Origin of the sequence: Constantimarinum furrinae (assembly GCF_014295415.1) — a bacterium.
Classification (GTDB): Bacteria; Bacteroidota; Bacteroidia; order Flavobacteriales; family Flavobacteriaceae; genus Constantimarinum; species Constantimarinum furrinae.
In genome coordinates this window covers 2,709,053-2,731,253 of record NZ_CP052909.1, presented here as the reverse complement: position 1 = coordinate 2,731,253, position 22,201 = coordinate 2,709,053, and the positions used below count along the sequence as shown (strand labels likewise).

The window sequence follows — 22,201 nt, the reverse complement described above, 5'->3', positions numbered from 1 at the left end:
GTTTCTTTAAAAGGATATTTCAGGATTCACGTTCTTCTCAATTTTTTTGGTATTGATAAGGGTTTCAATTTCTGAAAACTGTTCCCTTAGCAACGGGTGCTTCAGGATGTCTTTTATATACCGTAGACTGCTTTGACTAAGATGTCTGGACAGGGTTGGCTCGTAATATTCCCAAGGATCGAAAAAGTTTTTATCAGGTTTTTCGGTTATACTCAGAATGATATTGTTTTCTTCAGCTAAAAATCGAATTAGCTTTTGCTTAATGGTTTCATCGACCAGAGTTCCGTTGAAATAACTTTCTACGTCTCCTAGAGTCACTTTATGCGGCATAAATATTTTAAAATATCGTAGGCGACCTTCCTGTGTATTTTCCCAATTGCTCATATAATCGCTGAGATAGCCGGGTATTTTATCGAGATTCAGACCGGTTTTAAGATCTGCCACAAGATTATCGGTTTCATTTTCATTCTTAACAATATGTGTAATTTCATTTTCTTTCTTAAATTTCTCTATGAGGTAATTCACATATAACCCCTTGCTGTTAATGATCTCAATATAGGCGATCTGTTTGTTGCCCAGGATGGCCTGATCGCGTAGCAAATAGTTATGAAGATCCAAACAGCCCAATAACCCGCTGTTGTCTATGGCGCCGGCATCTATAAAATGACCATACCCGGGAATTTTCGCCGCTGGACTAAACACCGGGAATCTGTTGGTAGTAGAAACAGCTTGATAAAAGGGAATGGTCTTGTCGTTATCGAGATCGGCCAGATTCTCTGCATAAGGAAAAATAGCATCAAAATCGTCTTGTTTCACAGACCATAATATGCCGCGATTTCCTTTAATTCCAGCGGTGTTCATAATAAGGGAAGGAAAATAACCGTGCTTGGTGAAAGCACTTTTCCAATAATCCCGGAAAGACACCGTCGATAAAGTTTTACTCTGTTTTTTTTCTATATTATTCTGGTATTTCAACATCGCATAGTAGGGACGGTCTTTTAACCCTATTCGCTGACTGAAGGGCCACAATTTTCTATAGGTATCCAGACCGAATGTCAGTGTAAGATCTACAGATGTATAATTTTGTTTGGAAAGGTGATCTATTTTCTGCTGAATTGTGTTAGTGTCGGTTCCGTTTTCTTTGTACAACCCGGTATAGAGTGCCAGTCCGAGTGATCCCCCCGAAGCTCCCGATATTGCAATAGTCTGGTTCAGTAATTTTCCTTCTGTTTTGCCTTGCAGCGAGTTCAATACATTAAGAGTCCACACATTTGCCTTGAGTCCGCCACCGTGGGATGCTATGAAGAATAGCGTGTTATCATCTTTGGTCTTAATACTGTCGATATATTGCTGTTCCGTAATTTCGGAGCGGTTATTTTCTACCAGATCAATTTCGTGGGTTGTCACTTCTACGTTGGTACAGGTAGAGATGATCAGGAGTATGATTATGAAGATACAGCCTACAAATAACGCCTTATATTTTCGAGTAGAGAAAAGGTTCATTTTCTTCACTACAAAGAAGTATTTACCGGCACTGGCGATCACAAAGTAGTAGAAATAGAAAAAAGCCAGCAGTATAGGAATTCCGTTAATCAGGCTCCAACCCAATAAGCTTCCAAGGGTAGAATACAGTAAGATGATGACCGATAGCAAAAAATTAAAATGAAAAAGCGCAATATAATTTTCAGATCTCTCCAGAAAATGTATTCCGCTTATAAAAATTTGAATGGGTAAAAGCAGGGAGCTCGATAAGGTCTTTTTTATCCTGCTTAAGCGCGTTCGCAACAGTCGGAAGAAAACATAATTAAAAATAAAGGCATAGCTCGTTAGTAGCAATAGCACAAAACCGGCCGGACTAAAATTTCCTATAATGAGTGTAAGAATTAACAGCAATACGCTGAGGAAGGCGATTAAAAAATAGCAGATCCCCAAACGTTTATAAAGAATGTTGAGTCTTTGTGAGTTTTTTTTTCGTTCCGCCTCCGAAAATAATATGCCCTGTTTATTGGTTTTAGCACTGAGGTTTGAAAATTTTTCCTTGTAGATAATGTAAAGCACAAAGGGAACGAGCAATAATATATAGATCACAATTTTTACAGGCTGAAACGGAAAATTTTCAAATATAAAATTAGGAGCAAAGCTGCTTACAATAAAATGGATCCACACCCCATGAATCATTAATCCGATAAAATATCTCAAATAATTGGCCCAATTATCCGGTGTATAGGCAGTATCGTTATTTGTTGTAAAAATGTAGATCGGAAATTTTTTAAATGGCCATAACGTAAAGGGATAGACTTTTTTCCAACGAGTGTAATTCCCTGAATTATTGAGATTTGCCGCATAATAATTATAGATGGGGTAGTGGGAAAGGGCAATGGCAAGGGCGTTGATCAAAAAGAAGGATAAAAGTAATGATAGCCAATGACTTTCAATAAGATCAACCATCATAGTGAAAGCCTGGTCCATTTGCGTTAATAGCAAAAGGATGATGATAATGACTAAAAGACTCAAAAAGGAAGATTTTACAAAATTTTTAAAGGAACTCAGTAAATGGTTGGTTGCATTTATAAATTTTGTGAGCATTGGAAGAATTTTAGGGCATCAATTATCCGCTAATTTACAGAGAGTTAATGAACTATTCAAGAGGATTTTACCTGTATTACTTATAGTTTAATCAGCTGCCTGTTCTAAAAGTCAGATTTGAGAACTTGATTTATAATGCGGAGGAAGGGTTAAGAGGTAGAGGTTGATTAATGAAACAGGATTTTTCCTGTTTTTCAAGAATGATAGCAGTTGAGAATAGGTTTTTATCTATTTTTAAGAAATATAAACACCAAAAAACTTAACAAAATGGCTAAAAGACCAACAAAATGTATTTCAGTAAGCGCCGCCAAAGTGATGCACGCCAAATGGATAAGTACACGAGCAACCCCAATTGCCGAGGCAATTGGCAGTGAAGACACCCGTGATTTTGTCTATAGTGTAGCCGAACTACAGGAATTTCTGGATTATGTAAAGGACGAATCGGTGAAATTAGGAGTAGATAATCCCGGTGTTCGGATTTATTTCGCGGCCTATAGTGCAGATGATTCTAATAAGGCAACTGTCTTTCTCTCTGCTACCAATGGAAGCGATAGCAATTCACCAAACAATTATGATATTGATCCATTTAATGTTGGGACTGGAGGTTGGCCACCAAACGTTTACTAATGTTGGAATTAGTTGACTTTATTAAGAACGCTATACCAATCACGCTCTTGGAGCTGGTAACTGCGCTTTCGGGATCATATTATTTATGGAAAGTAAAACCAAAAAGGCCGAATGTCTATTTGGTTTTATTTTTATGGATTACCTTTATTGTTGAAGTAGTTGGAGCATATGCGCCAATTGCCTTTTTTTCGGAATATAAATATTTTTCTTTTGTCGAGGGGTCCGTCTTTAGTGACAATTACTGGCTTTATAATATATTCTTAATCCTTATTTTTTCATTTTACGTTTATTATTTCAGGGCATTCATAATCAACAAAATTCACAGGCTAATTCTTCAAGTATTGGCTTTAGGATTTATTTTTTCTAGTATTTTATATTTTATTTTCACAGATGTTTATTTCACAGCATTTTCTCCTTATACAATGATTCTAGGCACTATTCTATTGTTTTTAAGCGTTGTTTTATTTTATTTTGAGTTACTTCGAAGTGATATTATGCTCAAATTAAAATTCTTCTTACCGTTATATATCTCCATTGGTGCTTTAATATTTTATCTTTGTGTGACTCCAATAGACTTATTTTCAAGGTATTTCAGTAAAGAAAATAGTATTTTTGTAAACCTTAGGGTAACTATCCTTCTCGGTGCGAATATCTTTATGTATTTAACATTTATTATTGGATTTCTAGTATGCTCGGAAAAGAAGATGTACAATTAATTATTTATTTTGTTACTATTATATTTATTCTGGTAAGTTTTGTTGTGATCTTTTTTATTGCCTTTCAGAAAAGAAAAAACAAATTTTTATTGGATCGGTTGGAGGCTGAAAAAAAGTTTGAACGCGAACTTACCAATGCGCAACTCGAGATTCAGGAGCAAACCCTAAAGAATATCGCATGGGAATTGCATGACAATGTAGGACAACTTTTGTCTGTGGCGAACTTACAACTGAACTTATTAACAGGTGCTGCTCCCAATGAATTAAAAGGGCAGATTACTGAAACCAAAGAACTGGTAACCGAATCTGTAAATGAGATCCGTAATCTTTCCAAAATCTTAAATACCGATGTTGTAAAAAGAAACGGACTCGTAGAATCGCTTCGGGTTGAGCTGGAACGCTTTAACCGACTCAATTTCCTAGAAGCTAAACTATCGGTAGAAGGGGAACAAGTGCCCATTTCCAGCGCTAATGAAATTATAATTTTCAGGATTCTTCAGGAGTTCATTTCAAATGTTATAAAACATGCCAAGGCAAATAATTTATTTGTACTTTTAAACTACGGAAAAAATGTGCTTGAAATCACGATGCAGGACGATGGTGAAGGATTCGATACCGTAGTGAACACAGGGAACTCAGGTATGCAAACCATGAAGGGTCGTGCCGAATTGCTTGAGGCCGAGTTTGAACTGATTTCAAGCGTAGGTGAAGGAACCACACTTAAACTTACTTATCCCCTAAATCGAAATGAATAGTGATACCGAACATTCGATCGTAATTGTTGATGATCATTTACTTTTTGCCGGTTCATTAGAAAAGCTGGTTAATTCATTTGAAGGATTCAAAGTATTATTTCAAGCAAAGAACGGCCGCGATCTTCAAACCAAGCTCATTGCGGAAGAGGAACTTCCGAAAATTATTCTTTTAGACATAAATATGCCCGTTATGGACGGGTTCGAAACTGCTAAATGGCTTTCAAAAAACCATTCGGAAATCAAAGTACTTGCGCTTTCTATGGATGATGATGAAACTACCATTTTAAAAATGCTGAAAGCCGGGGCCAAGGGGTATTTACTCAAAGATATTCATCCCGATATGCTGAAGGAGGCGCTCAATGAAGTGATCGACAAGGGGTATTATCACTCACAAAAGGTCGCAGCAACCTTATTGCATTCCCTTCGTTCGGGAAAGAAGGAGAAGGAAATTGAATTTAAAGAGAATGAACTCACCTTCCTCCAACTGGCCTGTAGTGAAATGACTTATAAGGAGATCGCAGGGGTTATGAACCTGAGTCCGAAGACCATTGACGGCTACCGACAGGATCTTTTTAACAAACTGAACATCAAAAATCGGGTGGGGCTTGTGATCTACGCGCTTAAAAACGATATCATTAAACTAAACACATAGGTCCCAAAGCACGTCCTTTGGCGGAGGGGCAATTACAGTTAACGGTTCTTTCTTTACGGGGTGCATCAAACTTAATTTTCTGGCATGTAGATGAATGCTTCCGTCTTTATTACTACGGTCAAAATCGTATTTAAGATCCCCTTTTATAGGACATCCAATGGCCGAAAGTTGCGAACGTATCTGGTGGTGTCTTCCCGTTTCCAGATCGATCTCCAGTAAGGTATATCGGTCTAATTTTTTCGCTACGGAATAACTTAGGATCGCTTTCTTGCTTTCGGGAACTTCATTGCTATGGGCGTAGGATTTATTTTGCTTGGGATTTCTTTTCAGATAATGTACCAGACGATCTGAAGGTTTGGGCGGATCATTCTTGACGATGGCCCAATAGGTTTTTTCAGTTTCCCGTTCAGAAAACATCTTATTGAGTCGGCTTAAAGCCTTGGACGTCCGGGCAAAAACTACGATCCCACTGGTAGGACGGTCTAATCTGTGTACGACTCCCAAAAATACCGCACCCGGTTTGTTGTATTTTTCTGCAATATATTGTTTTACGACTTCCGAAAGAGGTGTATCTCCGGTCTTATCCCCCTGTACAATATCACCGGGTCTTTTGTTAACGATCAACAAATGATTGTCTTCAAAAAGGACCTGAAGGTTTTTAGGAGTGCTATGTATATTGGATTGTTGAATTGTTGAAATATTGATGTTTTGGATCGTTGGATGAATTTCCCACTGTCTTAGAACTACAAATCCGACCCTCTAATTAGTACTGCTCCTTATCGCTCGGAAAATCACCACTTTTTACATCCCGGCTGTACTCGCTAAAGGCTGAAGTCATCTCGGTGTACAAATCCAGATACCGTCTTAAGAATCTCGGATTAAATTCGTAGGTCATTCCTATCATATCGTGGGTCACGAGCACCTGACCATCAACACCATTACCGGCACCTATCCCAATAATGGGGATCGTTAGGCTTTCGGCTACTTCTTTGGCAAGTTTGGCAGGAACTTTTTCGAGCACAATGGCAAAACAGCCCGCCCGCTCAAGCAACAAGGCATCGTCCTTTAATTTCTGTGCTTCCTCTTCTTCCTTAGCCCTTACCGTATAGGTGCCAAATTTATAGATGGATTGTGGCGTTAATCCTAAATGTCCCATAACCGGTATTCCGGCATTTAGAATTCGTTTTATCGATTCTTTGATCTCTTTTCCGCCTTCCAGTTTTACGGCATGAGCACCGCTTTCTTTCATAATTCTAATGGCCGACCGCAATGCCTCCTTTGGGTCACTTTGGTAGCTTCCGAAGGGAAGATCGACCACAACCAGACTGCGTTCTATGGCACGTACTACAGAGGCAGCGTGATATATCATTTGATCGAGGGTGATAGGAAGGGTAGTCTCATGACCGGCCATGACATTGGAAGCCGAATCCCCTACGAGGATCACATCAATCCCTGCACCATCAACAATTTTAGCCATGGTATAGTCGTAGGCAGTAAGCATTGAGATCTTCTCGCCTTTATTTTTCATATCCACCAGGGTTTTGGTGGTGATACGCTTGTATTCTTTTTTAGCTACGCTCATAGTTGTAACAAATTGTTGCGTAAAAGTACTAATTTTGATGTTCACACTTAAACGATTCTCTTATGAAGTTTATTCCGGTTTTATTCGCAGTGTTTTTTACTATAAGCGCAATGTCGCAGGATTCTTTTACTGAAAAGAATGCCCAACAAGTGGTTGATACATTCTTTGACGGATTTCACAAGGGAGATTCCTTGATAATGAAAAGTGTTATGGCCGATAAATTGATCATGCAAACCGCTTTTACCGACGGTGAAGGGGTTGAGCGCGTTACTACTTCGGAAGCCTCTAACTTACTGAATGCCATCGCCAATCGTCCGGCAGATCAACAATGGGAGGAACGCTTGTTGGGGTATACAGTTCAAATAGACGGCAATCTTGCTCATGTCTGGACACCTTACCAGTTCTGGTTCAACGATACATTTAGTCATTGTGGAGCAAATGCGTTTACGCTGGCAAAAACATCTGAAGGCTGGAAGATCATACACCTCATTGATTCCCGACGAAAGGCAGGGTGTAATGAATAATGAATAATTAGTAATGAGTAATGAGTAATTAGTAATGAGTAATGAAGAGTGAATAGTGAATTGTGAATAGTGAGTAAGAAGATTGAATTTTATCCTAACTCCTAACTCCTGACTCCTGACTTCGGACTTCGGACTTCGGACTCCTAACTCCTAACTCCCCACATTCCCTAGCAATCACTCATATTTACCATAATTGCCAGTCCGCCTTCGCTGGTCTCTTTGTATTTGGTATTCATATCCTTGGCGGTATCCCACATGGTTTCAATGACCTTGTCCAGTGGAACTTTTGCCTGGGAGGGATCACCGTCGAGTGCCATTTCACAAGCATTGATCGCTTTTATCGCCCCCATCGCATTTCGTTCTATACACGGTATTTGAACGAGGCCACCTATGGGATCACACGTTAAGCCCAAATGATGTTCCATGGCGATCTCGCTAGCCATAAGCACTTGTTCGGGAGTTCCTCCCATAAGCTCGGTAAGGGCTCCGGCCGCCATAGCCGAAGAAACTCCAATTTCTGCCTGACAGCCGCCCATGGCCGCAGATATGGTGGCGCCTTTCTTAAACAGGCTGCCCACAACTCCTGAAACCATTAAGAATTTTCGAATGTCGTCAAAATTGGCATCGTGGTTCTCTATCACCATATAATACATCATTACTGCCGGAATAACGCCGGCACTACCATTGGTAGGCGCAGTAACTACTCGTCCTAATGAGGCATTCACTTCATTGACGGCCAGGGCAAAACAGCTTACCCATTTCAGTATTTGTCTGAATTTTACTTCGGTGTTTCTAATAGCTTCGATCCATTCTACAGGATTACGGTATTGCGCTTCTCCTATTAAATTCTTATGAGTTTCAAAGGCGCGTCGTTGCACTTTGAGTCCGCCGGGTAAGATCCCCTGTGTATGACATCCCACGTACATGGAATCCAACATCACGTCCCAGATCTCTTTCAATTTCTTATCGATTTCCTCTTCAGATCGAAGGGATTTTTCATTTTCGAGCACCACCTCACTTATGGACAGCCCCTCATTGTGGCAATGCAATAACAGATCGGTTGCTTTTTCTACCGGAAAGGGAAATTGCTGAAATTTTTGCCGTTTTTGTTTGGCTCTTTTTCGTTCTTTCTGAACTACAAATCCACCGCCGATCGAATAATATGAAGCACTTTTTTTAGATCCGTCCTTTAAGGTGGCTCTGAAGGTAATTCCGTTGGGGTGAAACTCCAGGAATTTTCGGTTAAATACGATATCTGTTTTGGGGTCGAAGGGTACAGGCAGTTCGTTGTTCAGTTTCAGTGTTTTTTCTGAAGTGATCGCGTCGATCGTAGTTTCAATATCTTCTATGGGAAACGTAATGGGATCGAAGCCCGACAGTCCCAGCATTACGGCAACATCGGTGGCATGGCCTCTTCCTGTTAGTGACAGAGAACCGTAGAGGTCTACTGAAATATGCTCTATCTCATTAAAATGGCCCTTTTCTTTAAGCGAATCGATCCATCTGCCGGCGGCACGCCAGGGTCCTAATGTGTGAGAACTTGAGGGTCCTACACCTATCTTTAACATGTCGAAAACACTGATACTTTCCATAGGTGTCAAATATAGCAAATATTGTGTCTGTTTATCGGACAGCGGTCTTATTAATCATGCCTGTATAAATTGTTATATTTACCTCCAGCGTGTGAAAATTTAGCAGCAAATCTTTTTATATATGTGTTACGACATAAAAGCAAGTTTGGAAGCTCAGTTAAACCGGGCACGAAGAAATAACGATCTACAGGCCATTGAGGAGATCACCGAAAAGCTCGTTCCCTTAACCGATCTTCCTATTTTTCATGCTTCGGGTTTTAGTCACCCCGAAATGCTTATTTATACAGGCAGATCTCCCGATTTCCCCGAAGTAGCCACCTGGGGGCTGGTTCCTTCCTGGGTAAAAGATAGAGAGCATCTGAAAAAAATATGGAACAATACCCTGAACGCCCGAGGGGAAACCATCTTCGAAAAACCGTCCTTTCGCAGCTCTGCAAAAAATATACGCTGTATTGTGTATGTAGACGGGTTCTATGAACACCATCATTTTAACGGGAATACCTATCCTTTCTTTGTGTATCGGAAAGATGGTAACCCAATGGCCTTGGCAGGATTATGGAGCGAATGGCAGGACGAAGAAACCGGAGGTGTTCTGGTTTCGTTTTCCATCGTTACCACTACCGGCAATTCCTTGCTGGCAAAAATTCACAATAACCCTAAGTTGAAGGGCCCCAGAATGCCTTTTATTCTTTTGGAAGCGGAGGAAGACGTCTGGTTACATGGCACGGAAGGTGAACACGATATAGCGTTTCTTCAGGAACTGATTCGTGAATTTCCGGAAAATGAGCTTAGAGCGCATACCGTGACCCGCCTAAGAGGTAAAGAATACCTTGGAAATGTGGAAGGAATAAGTGAACCTTTTGAATATGCAGAGTTGCCCGAATTATAGGGTTATCGCCTTCGGTTGGCCAGTAGAGGCGGGGGTTCGCCTGTAAAGGGATTCCAACGGCTTATGCTTTTGGCTCCCATCCCTGATGCTTTAATGACAGCACGGTCTCCATAGCGTTCACGCATTTTGTCCATCGCCTGATACAAATTGATGATCTTGTCGTTATCGTCAAAAAGATCGATCTGTTGTCCTCCTTCCACCAGATGACTAAAACGAACTCCTACCAATCGCACCAATAGTCGACGCTGATATAATTTCTTGTAGAGTTCCATTACCACGGGAAGGATTTTATGGTCGGCCGCACTATAGGGAATGCGCTGTTGCTGGGTGTAGGTCTGAAAATCGGAATATCTTATCTTAAAAGTTACGCAGGCCGTGAGTTTGTTTCCCCGCCTTAGCTGATAAATAAGGTTTTCGGTCATGGCAGTGATAATGCCTTCCAGTTTTTTAATGTCGGTGGTGTCCTTGTCGAAGGTTCTTTCGGTTGAAATGGATTTTCGCTCGGTATACTGTACCACGGGAGTATTGTCAATTCCGTTGGCTTTCTTCCAGATCACACTGCCGTTCTTTCCGAAGACCTTTATCATCATATCTATGGGCATTTCCTGGATCACTTTTATTTGTTTGATCCCCAGATCGCAAAGGGAGCGGTAGGTTACTTCGCCTACCATAGGGATCTTTCTCACCGAAAGGGGAGAGAGAAAGGGTTTTTCGGTGCCTTTTAGAATTTGGATCTCATTGTTAGGTTTGGCTTCTCCGGTGGCGATCTTGGATACGGTCTTGTTTACTGAAAGTCCGAAGGAGATAGGAAGCCCGGTTTCTTTAATGATGCGGGAGCGTAATTCGGAAGCCAGTTTATGGCAACCGAAGAATTTATCCATTCCCGTGAGGTCGATATAGAATTCATCCACCGAGGTCTTTTCGTACAAGGGAACACTTTCTTTAATGACATCGGTGACCATGTTCGAGAATTTGCTGTAGATCCCCGAATTTCCCCGTAACACAATGGCTTCGGGGCAGAGCTGTTTTGCAAGTCGCATGGGCATGGCCGAATGGATTCCAAACGCACGGGCTTCGTAGCTGCACGAAGCTACCACCCCACGGTCACTGGTGCCTCCAATAAGCACGGGTTTTCCGTTTAGTTTACTGTCGAGCAGGCGTTCACAGGATACAAAGAAAGTATCGAGATCCATGTGTACTATGTTGCGGTCGTTATTCATCGTTATAGCAGCTTAGCTTTCATTCGAATTCACATCGGTGGTTTTAGTTCGTATTCTTCTGTTAAAATTCTTTACGGGATTCACCTTTAGCAGTTTGTCCCTGTATCGGGGGTCTTCAATAATAGGGAGCCGCTCCATTTTTGTTACTTCAATAGAGATACACTCGAATTCTTCCATCACCTTTCCGGTTATCGCATAGATGCCTTTTCCGCGGAAGCGATACTTTGCAGCTACCGGAGGGAAATGCACCGTATCTATAAAATCGCCGTCCCGATCTAAAAACGTCCCAAAATACATCATCTTCTTTCCCGAAGTAGCCGTTCGTTTGGTAGCAACCAGATAGCCTTCTATAGTAACCAGCCTGCCTACCAGATTTGGCAAGTGTGCCGCCCGGATACGCGAACAGGAAGGTTCTGCCAGCAAATTGAAGGGATTGCAGAGCGGAAACCCCAACAATTCCATTTCATCGAAGGCGTCTTCCATGCTGCTGTTAGGTAATTTTGGGGTGCTGTAATTTATTCTTTCAGTCTTAAACAGCGTTTGTACATTTTCCTCAAAACTCACCTTATTGATCTTCATATGTGCTTCCCAAAGCAATTCGCGTTTGTTTCTTTGGGTAAAGCGGAAGGCATTTATCTTTATAAGAATGGTGATCTGTTCCATGGAAATTGCGACCCGGTCGAGAAAATCGTCCAGACTGGTATACGCTCCACCCTTATTACGGTTCTGAAGCAAACGCTGTATGGTTTTGGCTTCCAGAGCATGTAAGAATCCAAATCCAAGATAGATATCCCTTTTTTGGATGGTGACCTCGGCCCGACTCCGGTTTACACAGGGTGCCAGAATGGTCGCACCATGCATACGGGCTTCGTGTACATAGAGTTCGATGCTATAGAAGCCGCCGCCATTGTTGAGGGTGGCCACCATATATTCTAAGGGATAGTATGCCTTTAGAAATAAACTCTGATAACTTTCCACGGCATAGGAAGCCGAATGCCCTTTCGCAAAGGCATAGCCGGCAAAACTTTCGGTCTGTCTCCAGATCTCTGCAGTGAGCGTTTCCGGTTTTCCGCTGTTGCGGCAATTTTCGAAGAAGCGCTCTTTTACCTTTAGGAATTCTTCTCTGGACCTGAATTTCCCCGACATTCCCCGGCGCAACATATCGGCTTCCCCCAGGGTGAGCCCGCCAAAATAGTGTGCTACCTTTATCACATCTTCCTGATAGACCATTACCCCATAGGTTTCGGGCATGATATTGAGCATTACGGGATGTGCTTCTTTCCTTTTTTCAGGGAAACGATAGCGCAGGATATACTCGCGCATCATCCCCGATTTTGCCACTCCCGGACGTATTACCGAACTGGCAGCAACCAAGCCCAGATAATCGTCCACCTGCAGTTTTTTAAGCAGCATGCGCATGGCGGGGGATTCTACGTAAAAGCAACCAATAGCCTTGGCATTGCGAAGCAGGTGTTTAATGCGCTTATCCTGTTTAAACCGCCTAATATCGTGAATGTCGATAGGAGGAAGCCGGGGATGGTTGTATTCTACCACAGCTACGGCATCTTTGATCTTTCCCAGGCCACGCTGACTCAAAATATCAAACTTATACAGTCCGATATCTTCTGCCACTACCATATCGAACTGGGTGGTGGGAAAGCCTTTTGGAGGCATAAAAGTAGCTGTATAGTAGTGGATGGGTTTTTCGGAAATAAGGATCCCTCCGGCATGAATTCCCAGATAGTTGGGGAAGCCCTCTATCAATTTTCCGTATTGGAGGACCAACTGCGACAGTCTATCGAGTGCGTTGTATTGATACTCTCCTTTGGAAAGGGTATCGATCTCTTCCTTAGGTAAGCCGAAGACCTTCCCCAGTTCCCTTACGGATGCCTTATATTTAAAGGTATTGTATACGGTAAGCAGGCAGGTGTTCTTAAATCTTCGGAAGATGAATTGTGTAATATCGTCTCTGTCCTTCCACGAGAAATCGATATCGAAGTCGGGGGGATTTTTACGATAGAGGTTGATAAAGCGTTCGAAATACAGGTCCAGTTCTATGGGGTCTACATCGGTGATACGAAGCAGGTAAGCGACAACACTATTGGCACCACTTCCGCGACCTACATAGAAATAGCCCTTGCTTCGGGCGTATTTAAGAATCTTCCAGTTGATGAGAAAGTAGGAGACAAAACCTTTTTCACGGATGATCTCCAGTTCCTTTTCTATACGGATCCACACTCGTTCTCCCGGGCGTTTGTAGCGGTAGGGGAGTCCGGCGTAGGTGAGTTTTTTCAGTAAGCGGAAATCGAGGGCTTGGTTTTGAGTATAGGAATTTTGGTTGTTAGGAATTTCTTTACTGAAATCGAAGTAGATGCTACAGGCTTGCAGCAGCGTACGGGTATTTCTTAAAAGGATTGGAAATTCGCGAAAGGCCTCGGTGATGACAGCTTCTGAAATAAGCATATCGGTTTCAGAACCCTGCTGGGAGGGCAGCAGCTTGCTAAGAAGGGTGTTGTTATCGATCGCCCGAAGGAGTCGGTGGGTATTAAAACCTTTTTTATTGAGGAAGGAGACGGTTTGAAGCACGACCAGCTTCTCCTGTTTATGACGCCAGGGCGAGAATTTAAGTCGGTTGAGGTCTTCTTTTCTCACTCCCAGAAATTCATTTTCAGAAAGCTGTTCTCCCTTAAAAGAGGCAAAGGGGTAGATGGTGATCACATCTGCTAAGTTTTGGGCGCGTTCGGGGATTTTTTCTTCTGAATGCAGGAAGGAGGAGAGGTAGCTGTTAATATTCATAAACCCTTCGTTATTCTTTGCCAACAGGATGAATTGTTGCTGTGCCCCGTTCCTGAAATCGACGCCTGCTATTGGACGGATTCCATATTCGGGAGCCAGACGTACAAAATCGAGGCAGGCAGAGGTGGTATTGATATCGGTAAGTGCCATACAATCAATCCCCATTTCTTTTGCGTAAAGGAGCAGGTCTGCCGGTTTTATGGTACCATAGCGCAGGCTGTAATATGAATGTGTATTTAGATACATGCTTATTGGAAATATTCCAAAATTATGGAATTATTCCAATACTGTAAAAAATAGTTGTTAACAGGAGGGGTAATTAATAGTGAGTAATGAGTAATGAGTAATGAATAATAAAGTCGTTAGTCTTGTTTCTTGACGCTCATCATCTTCTAACGACTCATTCCGCAATAGGGATTACTCCTAAGTCAATATTTTATAAATAGGGGATCGTGAATGCTGCGCATTTGAGCCCATGTCCCCTGTAGTGAGGTACGCCACTGCAGGGATAAAGGCGAAAGCCCGACCCTGCGAAGCTGCCATAGCAGGAAGGAGGGATTGCCATAATAAAACTGACACGCTGTCATATATTTTTGGGTGGCATAATCATTGTCATATACAGGTCGTAATAAAATTGAATCATTAAAAATATAATTATAACACTATGAGTAAAATAATTGGAATCGACTTAGGGACTACCAATTCATGTGTGGCCGTTATGGAAGGTAGCGAGCCAACAGTAATCCCTAATGCCGAAGGAAAACGAACTACTCCCTCTGTGATCGCCTTTGTGGAAGGTGGTGAAATTAAAGTAGGGGATCCCGCCAAAAGACAGGCGGTGACTAACCCTACAAAAACGATCTCTTCCATTAAACGATTTATGGGAAACAAGTTTTCTGAATCGAAAAAAGAAGCAGATCGCGCTGCCTTTAAAGTAGTAAAAGGTGACAACGATACGCCACGTGTGGATATCGACGGTCGTTTATATACCCCTCAGGAGTTGAGTGCCATGGTACTTCAGAAAATGAAGAAAACGGCCGAAGACTACCTGGATCAGGAAGTTACGCGTGCCGTAATTACAGTTCCTGCGTACTTTAATGACAGTCAGCGACAAGCAACAAAAGAAGCCGGTGAGATCGCCGGATTAAAAGTAGAACGTATTATCAATGAGCCTACAGCGGCTGCCTTGGCATACGGTCTCGATAAAAAAGGAAAAGACCAGAAAATCGTGGTATTCGACTTTGGTGGTGGTACGCATGACGTTTCCATCCTTGAGTTGGGTGACGGGGTATTTGAAGTACTTGCTACCGACGGTGATACGCACCTTGGTGGTGATGATGTGGATCAAACACTTATCAACTGGCTGGCAGACGAATTTATGAAGGATGAGGATATCGACCTTCGTAAGGACCCTATGGCGTTACAGCGTTTAAAGGAAGCTGCCGAAAAGGCTAAGATCGAATTGTCGTCTTCTTCACAAACCGAGATCAACCTGCCTTATGTTACGGCTACGGCCAGCGGACCAAAACACTTGGTGCGAACAGTAACACGTGCGCAGTTTGAAAAGCTGATCGACGATCTTGTAAAAAGAACGATCAAGCCATGTGAATCTGCCTTAAAAGCTGCCGGACTTTCAAAAAGTGATATCGATGAGATCATTTTAGTAGGTGGTTCTACCCGTATTCCTGCAGTTCAGGAAGCGGTGGAAAAGTTCTTCGGAAAGAAACCGAGTAAGGGAGTAAACCCCGATGAGGTTGTGGCCGTTGGTGCTGCGATCCAGGGTGGTGTATTGACCGGAGATGTAAAGGATGTATTGTTATTGGATGTGACTCCGCTTTCTCTTGGTATTGAAACCATGGGTGGTGTGATGACCAAACTTATAGAAGCGAATACAACCATTCCTACTAAGAAGAGTCAGATCTTCTCTACTGCGGCAGACAATCAGCCTAGTGTTGAGATCCACGTTTTACAGGGAGAGCGTCCTATGGCAAATGACAACAAGACGATTGGTCGTTTCCACTTAGACGGAATTCCACCTGCACAGCGAGGCGTACCTCAAATTGAAGTGACTTTCGATATTGATGCCAACGGTATCATTAAAGTAAGTGCTACAGATAAGGCTACGAATAAGTCTCAGGACATTAGAATTGAGGCGAGCAGCGGACTTACAGAAGAGGAGATCCAGAAGATGAAAGCTGAGGCTGAAGCCAATGCTGAAGCCGATAAGAAGGCGAAGGAGAAAGTTGACAAGATCAACGAAGCCGATGCGATGATTTTCCAGACAGAAAAGCAACTGAAGGAATTTGGTGATAAATTGTCTGATGACAAGAAAAAGCCTATTGAAGATGCTTTGGAAGAATTGAAGAAAGCTTTTGAAACCAAGGAAGTTGAAACTATAGAGCCTGCTTTGGAAAAGATCAATGAAGCCTGGAAAACAGCTTCAGAGGAAATGTACAAAGCACAGGCCGAAGCTCAACAGGGTGCTCCAACCGGAGAACCTGAAGCGACTGCAGGTCAGAATGGCCAGGAAAGCAGTGATGTTGAGGATGTAGATTTCGAAGAAGTGAAGTAAAACCTGTCACTTCAAGTGTTCGCTGTTGTGTTAACAAAAGTGAATAAATCGAGATGTGAACAGAATCATAGAAAAAATCCCGCTTTTGGCGGGATTTTTTGTGTTTTGTAGCACCATATCTTGCTAAATACGAAAGGTTAATAATAAATAATGAGTAATAAGTAAAGTCGCTAGTCTTGACTCCTGGCTCTTACTTCCCCTTTTTCACAAACAGATCAAAATCACCGTAGATTAAGATGAGTTTTCCTTCGTTGGAGGTCGAAAATTCGAAATGTTCTTCTATGCCCGGAGTCCATTCGATAAGGATGCCGTTTTCTTTTTCGTCCTGATAGGCGAGACTGCTAAGTTTACCCAGAGAAAAGACAAAGCCGTGCTCTGTATTTTTTACTTCCAGTTCACCGTATTTATCACTGGAATAGGTTCCGACGAGATTCTCGTTTTCGTGAAAGGTAAATACTGTATGCTCTTCTTTTGTCTTTTTATACAAGGGTTCGATAAATTTCGAAAAATTGGCAATTTTTTGATCGGCCATAGGATCATTATTTGCAATAAGATAATAATAAGCTGAAAGCATAGCAGCGATTCGCTGTCCGCCTATGCGTTCGTTCACGAACACAAAAACACCTCTATTGGTTTCAGGCTGGTATGACATCATGGATTCGTAGCCGTTAAAGCTCCCAAAGTGGAATACTAATGGATCGTTCATTAACTTCCCATAGATCCATCCATTTCCGTAGGTATCTATGCTAAAGGGTCCTATGCTGCCTTCGGCCTCTTCGGTTTGCGCTTTGTAGTCGGCCAATAATGCTGAAGGCAAGACTTGTTGGTCAGGGTTGGTAAACAGCTGTAGCCACCGGGCCATATCCTCTAAGGTTGAATACATTCCCCCGGCGGCATGAAGGGTAGGATCTGATTTTTTGGAACTAAGGATTCCTTCAGAATAGAATTCATATGGCATCGCTTCCAGGGCTCTGTCGAAATTCAGTCTTGCTGTGGTTTGTTTCATGCCTAAGGGTGACAGTAGGTGTTTTTCAACGTATTCCTGCCAGGGCAGACCTGAAACCTCTTCGATGATCATTCCGGCGATGAGGTAGCCCAGATTGCTGTACTTAAAATCGGTAGAAGGCAGTTCTCCCCGATAGGAAGTAAATTTAAGCAGTTCACGAAGATCGGAAGGATAGACGCCCGAGTAGGCCGTTCGGAATACTAAGGGATCATTTGAGAGTCCGTGTGTATGTGATAACAGCCTGTCTATCGTGATCGTTTCGGCTTTGATCTCCTTCGGAAAAAACGACTCCGGAATATATTTGGTTATAGGATGGTTGTAAGATAGTTTGTTTTCGAACGCAAGTTTTGCCATAGCTAAGCCCACAAAGGCTTTGGTGTTTGAAGCAATATACAATCGTGTGTTCTCATTGTACGAAGCAGATTCATTGGCCTTTCCGATGCGCCGACTGTACACGATCTCGTCATTTTGAACCCCAACAATGGCCAGACCCGGAAGCTTGTAATTTGATACCAAGGTCTCACTAAGGGAGTCGATCTTTTTATAATCCTGGGATTGAAGATTGAGTGTTAGAACTACTAAGAAAGTAAATAGGAATATGGTTCTCATAATGTCGATAGTTTAACCTATGACGTATGGAATGCGAAATTGGTTACGGAGAAGGTGAATAATTAATGATGGGTAATGAGTAATAAGTGATGAGTGATGAATAATAATTTATGGGATGATAGACTTTGATTTTTTGTGTCTTTGGGTCTGCAGTCTGCAGTCTGAAGACTGAAGTCCGGAGTCAGGAGTCAGGAGTCAGGAGTCCGAAGTTGGCAGTAGGCAGTGGGCAGTAAGCAGTAAGCTATGAGCCAATAACCTGCAACCGTCAACCTGCAATATGTTACTAACCTCCGGTTGACCTTACTCTTTAATTAGTTTATGGGTATAGGTGGTACCTTCCAATTGTATTGTCATGAGATAGAATCGGGAACTCAGAGCTCGCATATCGATCTCGGTGGAAGGATGTTGGGGTGTTATTGACATAACTTTTGAACCATCCAGCGCATAGATGTCAATTTGATAAAGGAAAAAATTGGATTGTACGTTCAGGATATCTATTACGGGATTCGGATAAACACTGAGATCTAATGAGTTCGCTCCTTGAAGATCTAACAGATCGGCATCATAAAAACTTCCGTAACCAAACTGATCGATAATTCCGGGGGTGATGGTACCCAGAGAAACCGTAAGTCCGGTGGTAGTGTTCATTTCCCGAAGCTGAGAATCACCCAGCGTATTATTAAATGCCGTTAGCAGTACCTTATCCACTTCGGCATCATATCCCATTCCCTGTCCGAAATTGGCATCAAACCCTATAGGTCCCATAAGGGTGGGCGCCCCTGTAGCTGCCTGCATGACATATGCATTGTCATCATCTATGTCTACGGTGATGAGTCGGTCGGCGCCGTCTCTGGCCAGTGCTATAGGTACAACCAAGCCGTTATTTCCTCCAATTGGCATGGCTTCCCAGGTATTGGGATTGATCATCAATAAATGACTGCTGTTCATCCCATTAGTAGAAATGGCATACATATCACCATTCGAAAGGGTTTCCAATCCGGTGATAGACTCTCCACCGGGAACATTGGTGACCGCGCCTACCGGCACGTAATTGTTATTGGAGATTCCCCGAAGATATACGTTATTTCCGTTGTCGATCACATAAGCCCCGTTTTGCATCGTAATGACTATCCCGGCACCTTCAAATTCAGGTATTGTCGACGGCCCCAGGTTTTCCAGGGTAGTAAGATCCTGAGGATTCATAGTAACCACGGCAACAGGAGTATTTCCCTTGGTAGAAGCAATACGACGATTCATAAGTACGAGCTCTTCCTCGTTGGGTGGGTTTACGGAATTAAAATAGGCTTGCAGCGTTTGTAGTTCTTCCGTATTGAAAACGTCATTGAGACTGCCCATATGATTTTCCTGCATTCTGCTAAGCAGTTCCTGAACGTCTGTGATCTGTTCCTGAGCATAATTGGAGATGGTGATCAATAGAAATGATAGCGTAATGAATAGCGTACTTATTTTCATAATGTTGGATTTAATCGTTGAACTTAAGATGAATAGGGTTACCTCCTTTTAGGATGAAAACCACAGGCTCAAGTATTGAAAAAGTACGTTGAAAATAGTATGAACCGACCGCAAATGAGAATTATCGGGGTTCTACTGAGAATCGGATATGAAGGAAAGAGAATTTGAGTTGGGAGGTGCTTACGAAGATCCCTTTTTTTAGTTTCGGAAGGAGAAAGAGTAAGGAGTCAGGAGACAGGAGTCAGGAGACTGGAATTGAGATTCCGATGTCGGGAGTCCGAAGTCTGAAGTCTGAAGTCCGAAGTTGGCATTAGGCTGTAAACAGTAACCTCTAACCTTCAACCTTTAACATTCAACCAGTGAGCAGTAGGCCGTAGGCTCTCCTTCGCTAAAGCTTTAGAAGACAATGTCTTCGGGGGATACAGAATTAGTAACTAATGATGAGAATTTTCCAGAATATGACAATTAAAGTGAATTAATCAGCTTCGTTATAGGCTTCTTTGAGCCATGATTTTACTTCATCATTCACTTCCTTTGCTTCGGAAAGTTGTACCCTGTGTGTGCACATGGTTCCGAAGGGGCCTGAATCTTCAAGTCGGCCACCGGTGGGTTTGTTCCGTAATTTTAAGCCCAGATCGATCCGGGTTTTGGTTGCGGGTTTGATTAGCGCAAACTGTTTTTTTCGAATGACACTCACACTGGCTTTTTTAGGGGTAATGACCACATCGCTGCCGAGCCCTTTTACATAGAACAGCAGTGCTTCATAGATTGGCAGTAGTTGCTCTTTTCCCTTGTATTGATCCTGAACCAGATCCTGCGGACTTTCATCGGAATCTTTTGAAAGGGTCACAATGGTATTGGCAAAGCCGTGAGTCACCTGATGTTCCTTTTTCAGAAAATTAACGGCCTCCGAGTGCTTTTGAAAGGATTTTGACTTAAGTAGCTTTTTCCACTCGTCTAAGGATTTACCCGTTTTTTCGGGCATATTGTCGATCATGGTCTGTAGTGCTTTATCCATAGTGTTGGGTGTTTAATAGGTTACTGACATTTATTCAAATTTGATGCGTGTTCCGTCTTTGGTGGCACGATAGAAGGAGCCGTTTTCGATAAACAACAACTCTCCGTATTCTCCCAGCTTGATGCTGGAATCTACCCCGAAGATCCGGTTATCGTACAAACTCACCACCTCTTTATTGGAGCAGTGCCCCACCACGATCTGTTCTGAATTTGTCAACTGCAGGATTTCGGAGATCGCTTCATCGGGAAGGTCGTCATAAAAATAACCGCGATACCAGATGGGTCCGCTGCTTCCATAATAATTATTGTAAAAGTCGGTAGCTTTCATTTCCTCTTTGGTCCGGGCTATGGAAGCCCTCATGGTTGCATTGATGGCATCGGGATCGAACGGTCCCAGTTCCAGAAACTGCTTTGAGATGCCACCGTGGACAAAAATGTGATCGTTAATCTTTAACACCGTGGGTTTGGCACGTAGCCATCGTCCCAAAACTGTATTCTCACCATAGAGTGTGTCGTAATCTAAATCGAGCATGGTTAAAACCGTGGTGTATTTTTCGTGGAGGTATCGCAGATCCTTATGAAGTACCATATACTCGTGGTTGCCCAGTAAAAAATGCACCCGTCCGCCCTGAGCTGCTGCCTGTTGTTCCAGGGTATAGATAAGCCAGAGCATTTCGGTGACGCCATCCCCTCGGTCGAAGATATCGCCCACGATCACAAAATGTCCGTCGCCAAAGGCCCAGTGGCCATTTTTATCTATGATGCCGTTGTTTTGCAGGATCTCGACCGCCAGATCGTATTGTCCGTGAATATCACTCAGCGCCGCTATGGAAGCCGTTGTAGTAATCACCGAGGGAGCCGGAGGGAAGTTAGTTTCGTATGCTTTGCTTTTCAGTGCTTTGGTGATCACCTCATTGTTTACGATGCTTTTTTCTACGATGCGATCCCTTTCAATAAAGATGTAAGGCCCGTCGCTGATCGAGGTGTTGGTTTCGGCTGTTGCAGTTTTAACAGAACTCGTTTCCTGTGCACAGGACACAGTAATGCAAAACAGCAGCAGAAGCAGGCTTAGGCTAAATGGGTATTTCATAACTCGATTTATGCAGAGTAAGGTACTAAATTCCGAAGAAAAATAGATTCAAAAATCGCTTTTTGCAGTGTGCGGTTCACGATTTACGATTCATAGATTCAAGTCTGGCGTCTTTGATTCTTTGATTCTTTGAGCCTTTGATTCTTTGCGCCTTTGGGTCTGCAGTCCGAAGTCGGAATTACGAAGTACGTAGTAGGCAGTAGGCCGTTAGCAGTACCCGGTATGCAGTCTCCGTTTCACCACTCACGATTTACTCTTCACGATTTCAAGTCGTCTTGATTCCTGCTTCTTGAATCTTTTGTCTGGAGTCAAGAGTCAGCTCTCCTTCGCTAAAGCTCCATAGGTTGAATGATTAATGATGAGTAATGAATAATAAATAATTCGTTGTTGGACTTTGAATCTTTGAACCTTTGAGTCTTTGGGTCTTGGTTCTTTTATCAGTAGTCAAGAGTCAGGAGTCAGGAGTCAGGAGACGGGAGTCCGAAGTAGGCAGTA

General features: G+C 42.6%; 16 protein-coding genes. 6 read left to right on the top strand and 10 right to left on the bottom strand.

Features of this window, described 5'->3' with window-relative positions; all coding sequences use genetic code 11:
• Positions 1-6: 6 nt before the first annotated feature.
• A complete protein-coding gene (locus ALE3EI_RS12495) occupies positions 7-2,586 on the bottom strand; it encodes a hypothetical protein (protein ID WP_186989156.1) in 2,580 nt (859 codons plus the stop codon).
• A 267-nt stretch (positions 2,587-2,853) separates the two neighbouring features.
• On the opposite strand from ALE3EI_RS12495, the gene ALE3EI_RS12490 reads away from it, so the two are divergent.
• The 3 genes from ALE3EI_RS12490 (at position 2,854) to ALE3EI_RS12480 (ending at position 5,336) form a co-directional block, all read left to right on the top strand.
• Positions 2,854-3,213: a hypothetical protein gene (locus tag ALE3EI_RS12490; protein ID WP_186989154.1), complete on the top strand. Its 360-nt coding sequence runs from the start codon at positions 2,854-2,856 to the stop codon at positions 3,211-3,213.
• A gap of 688 nt (positions 3,214-3,901) precedes the next feature.
• Positions 3,902-4,684 (top strand): sensor histidine kinase, encoded by a 783-nt coding sequence (locus tag ALE3EI_RS12485; RefSeq protein ID WP_186989153.1) that lies wholly within the window; start codon positions 3,902-3,904, stop codon positions 4,682-4,684.
• Complete coding sequence (locus ALE3EI_RS12480; RefSeq protein ID WP_186989151.1) at positions 4,677-5,336, top strand: response regulator transcription factor; 660 nt, start codon at positions 4,677-4,679, stop codon at positions 5,334-5,336. Before ALE3EI_RS12485 ends, ALE3EI_RS12480 begins: the two co-directional genes overlap by 8 nt.
• On the opposite strand, the gene ALE3EI_RS12475 is transcribed toward ALE3EI_RS12480, so the two are convergent.
• Both ALE3EI_RS12475 and panB read right to left on the bottom strand, forming a co-directional pair.
• A complete protein-coding gene (locus ALE3EI_RS12475) occupies positions 5,325-6,026 on the bottom strand; it encodes an RluA family pseudouridine synthase (protein WP_394367154.1) in 702 nt (233 codons plus the stop codon). The two genes, ALE3EI_RS12480 and ALE3EI_RS12475, sit on opposite strands and share 12 nt — an antisense overlap.
• Positions 6,027-6,099: 73 nt before the next feature.
• Entirely contained in the window at positions 6,100-6,918 is an 819-nt protein-coding gene (gene panB, locus ALE3EI_RS12470; protein WP_186989149.1) for a 3-methyl-2-oxobutanoate hydroxymethyltransferase, read from the bottom strand.
• 62 nt (positions 6,919-6,980) lie between these two features.
• On the opposite strand from panB, the gene ALE3EI_RS12465 reads away from it, so the two are divergent.
• Positions 6,981-7,442 (top strand): nuclear transport factor 2 family protein, encoded by a 462-nt coding sequence (locus ALE3EI_RS12465; RefSeq protein WP_233279968.1) that lies wholly within the window; start codon positions 6,981-6,983, stop codon positions 7,440-7,442.
• A gap of 167 nt (positions 7,443-7,609) precedes the next feature.
• Here ALE3EI_RS12465 and ALE3EI_RS12460 read toward each other — a convergent pair whose 3' ends face one another.
• Positions 7,610-9,034 (bottom strand): L-serine ammonia-lyase, encoded by a 1,425-nt coding sequence (locus ALE3EI_RS12460; RefSeq protein ID WP_186989147.1) that lies wholly within the window; start codon positions 9,032-9,034, stop codon positions 7,610-7,612.
• Between the two features lie 121 nt (positions 9,035-9,155).
• Here ALE3EI_RS12460 and ALE3EI_RS12455 point away from each other — a divergent pair, with 121 nt between their 5' ends.
• Complete coding sequence (locus ALE3EI_RS12455; RefSeq protein ID WP_186989145.1) at positions 9,156-9,923, top strand: SOS response-associated peptidase; 768 nt, start codon at positions 9,156-9,158, stop codon at positions 9,921-9,923.
• 2 nt (positions 9,924-9,925) lie between these two features.
• Here the strand turns inward: ALE3EI_RS12455 and dinB are convergent, their stop codons facing one another.
• Complete coding sequence (gene dinB / locus ALE3EI_RS12450) at positions 9,926-11,143, bottom strand: DNA polymerase IV (protein WP_186989143.1); 1,218 nt, start codon at positions 11,141-11,143, stop codon at positions 9,926-9,928.
• 12 nt (positions 11,144-11,155) lie between these two features.
• Positions 11,156-14,185, bottom strand: a complete 3,030-nt coding sequence (locus tag ALE3EI_RS12445; RefSeq protein WP_186989141.1) for a DNA polymerase III subunit alpha — start codon at positions 14,183-14,185, stop codon at positions 11,156-11,158.
• A gap of 418 nt (positions 14,186-14,603) precedes the next feature.
• Between ALE3EI_RS12445 and dnaK the strand changes: the two genes are divergently transcribed.
• Positions 14,604-16,511, top strand: a complete 1,908-nt coding sequence (gene dnaK, locus ALE3EI_RS12440) for a molecular chaperone DnaK (RefSeq protein ID WP_186989139.1) — start codon at positions 14,604-14,606, stop codon at positions 16,509-16,511.
• A gap of 190 nt (positions 16,512-16,701) precedes the next feature.
• Here dnaK and ALE3EI_RS12435 read toward each other — a convergent pair whose 3' ends face one another.
• The 4 genes from ALE3EI_RS12435 to ALE3EI_RS12420 all read right to left on the bottom strand — a co-directional run bounded on the left by ALE3EI_RS12435 (position 16,702) and on the right by ALE3EI_RS12420 (position 21,706).
• The gene (locus ALE3EI_RS12435; protein ID WP_186989138.1) at positions 16,702-18,126 is read right to left on the bottom strand and encodes a serine hydrolase domain-containing protein; all 1,425 of its coding nucleotides are present in this window, start codon (positions 18,124-18,126) and stop codon (positions 16,702-16,704) included.
• Positions 18,127-18,426: 300 nt separating this feature from the next.
• On the bottom strand, positions 18,427-19,599 hold the full coding sequence (locus ALE3EI_RS12430) for a T9SS type A sorting domain-containing protein (RefSeq protein ID WP_186989136.1): 1,173 nt from the start codon (positions 19,597-19,599) through the stop codon (positions 18,427-18,429).
• A 475-nt stretch (positions 19,600-20,074) separates the two neighbouring features.
• The gene (locus ALE3EI_RS12425) at positions 20,075-20,617 is read right to left on the bottom strand and encodes a DUF4287 domain-containing protein (RefSeq protein ID WP_186989134.1); all 543 of its coding nucleotides are present in this window, start codon (positions 20,615-20,617) and stop codon (positions 20,075-20,077) included.
• A 30-nt stretch (positions 20,618-20,647) separates the two neighbouring features.
• Positions 20,648-21,706 carry a metallophosphoesterase gene (locus tag ALE3EI_RS12420; protein WP_186989132.1) on the bottom strand — a complete coding sequence of 353 codons (1,059 nt, stop codon included), beginning with the start codon at positions 21,704-21,706 and terminating at the stop codon, positions 20,648-20,650.
• Positions 21,707-22,201 lie beyond the last annotated feature (495 nt).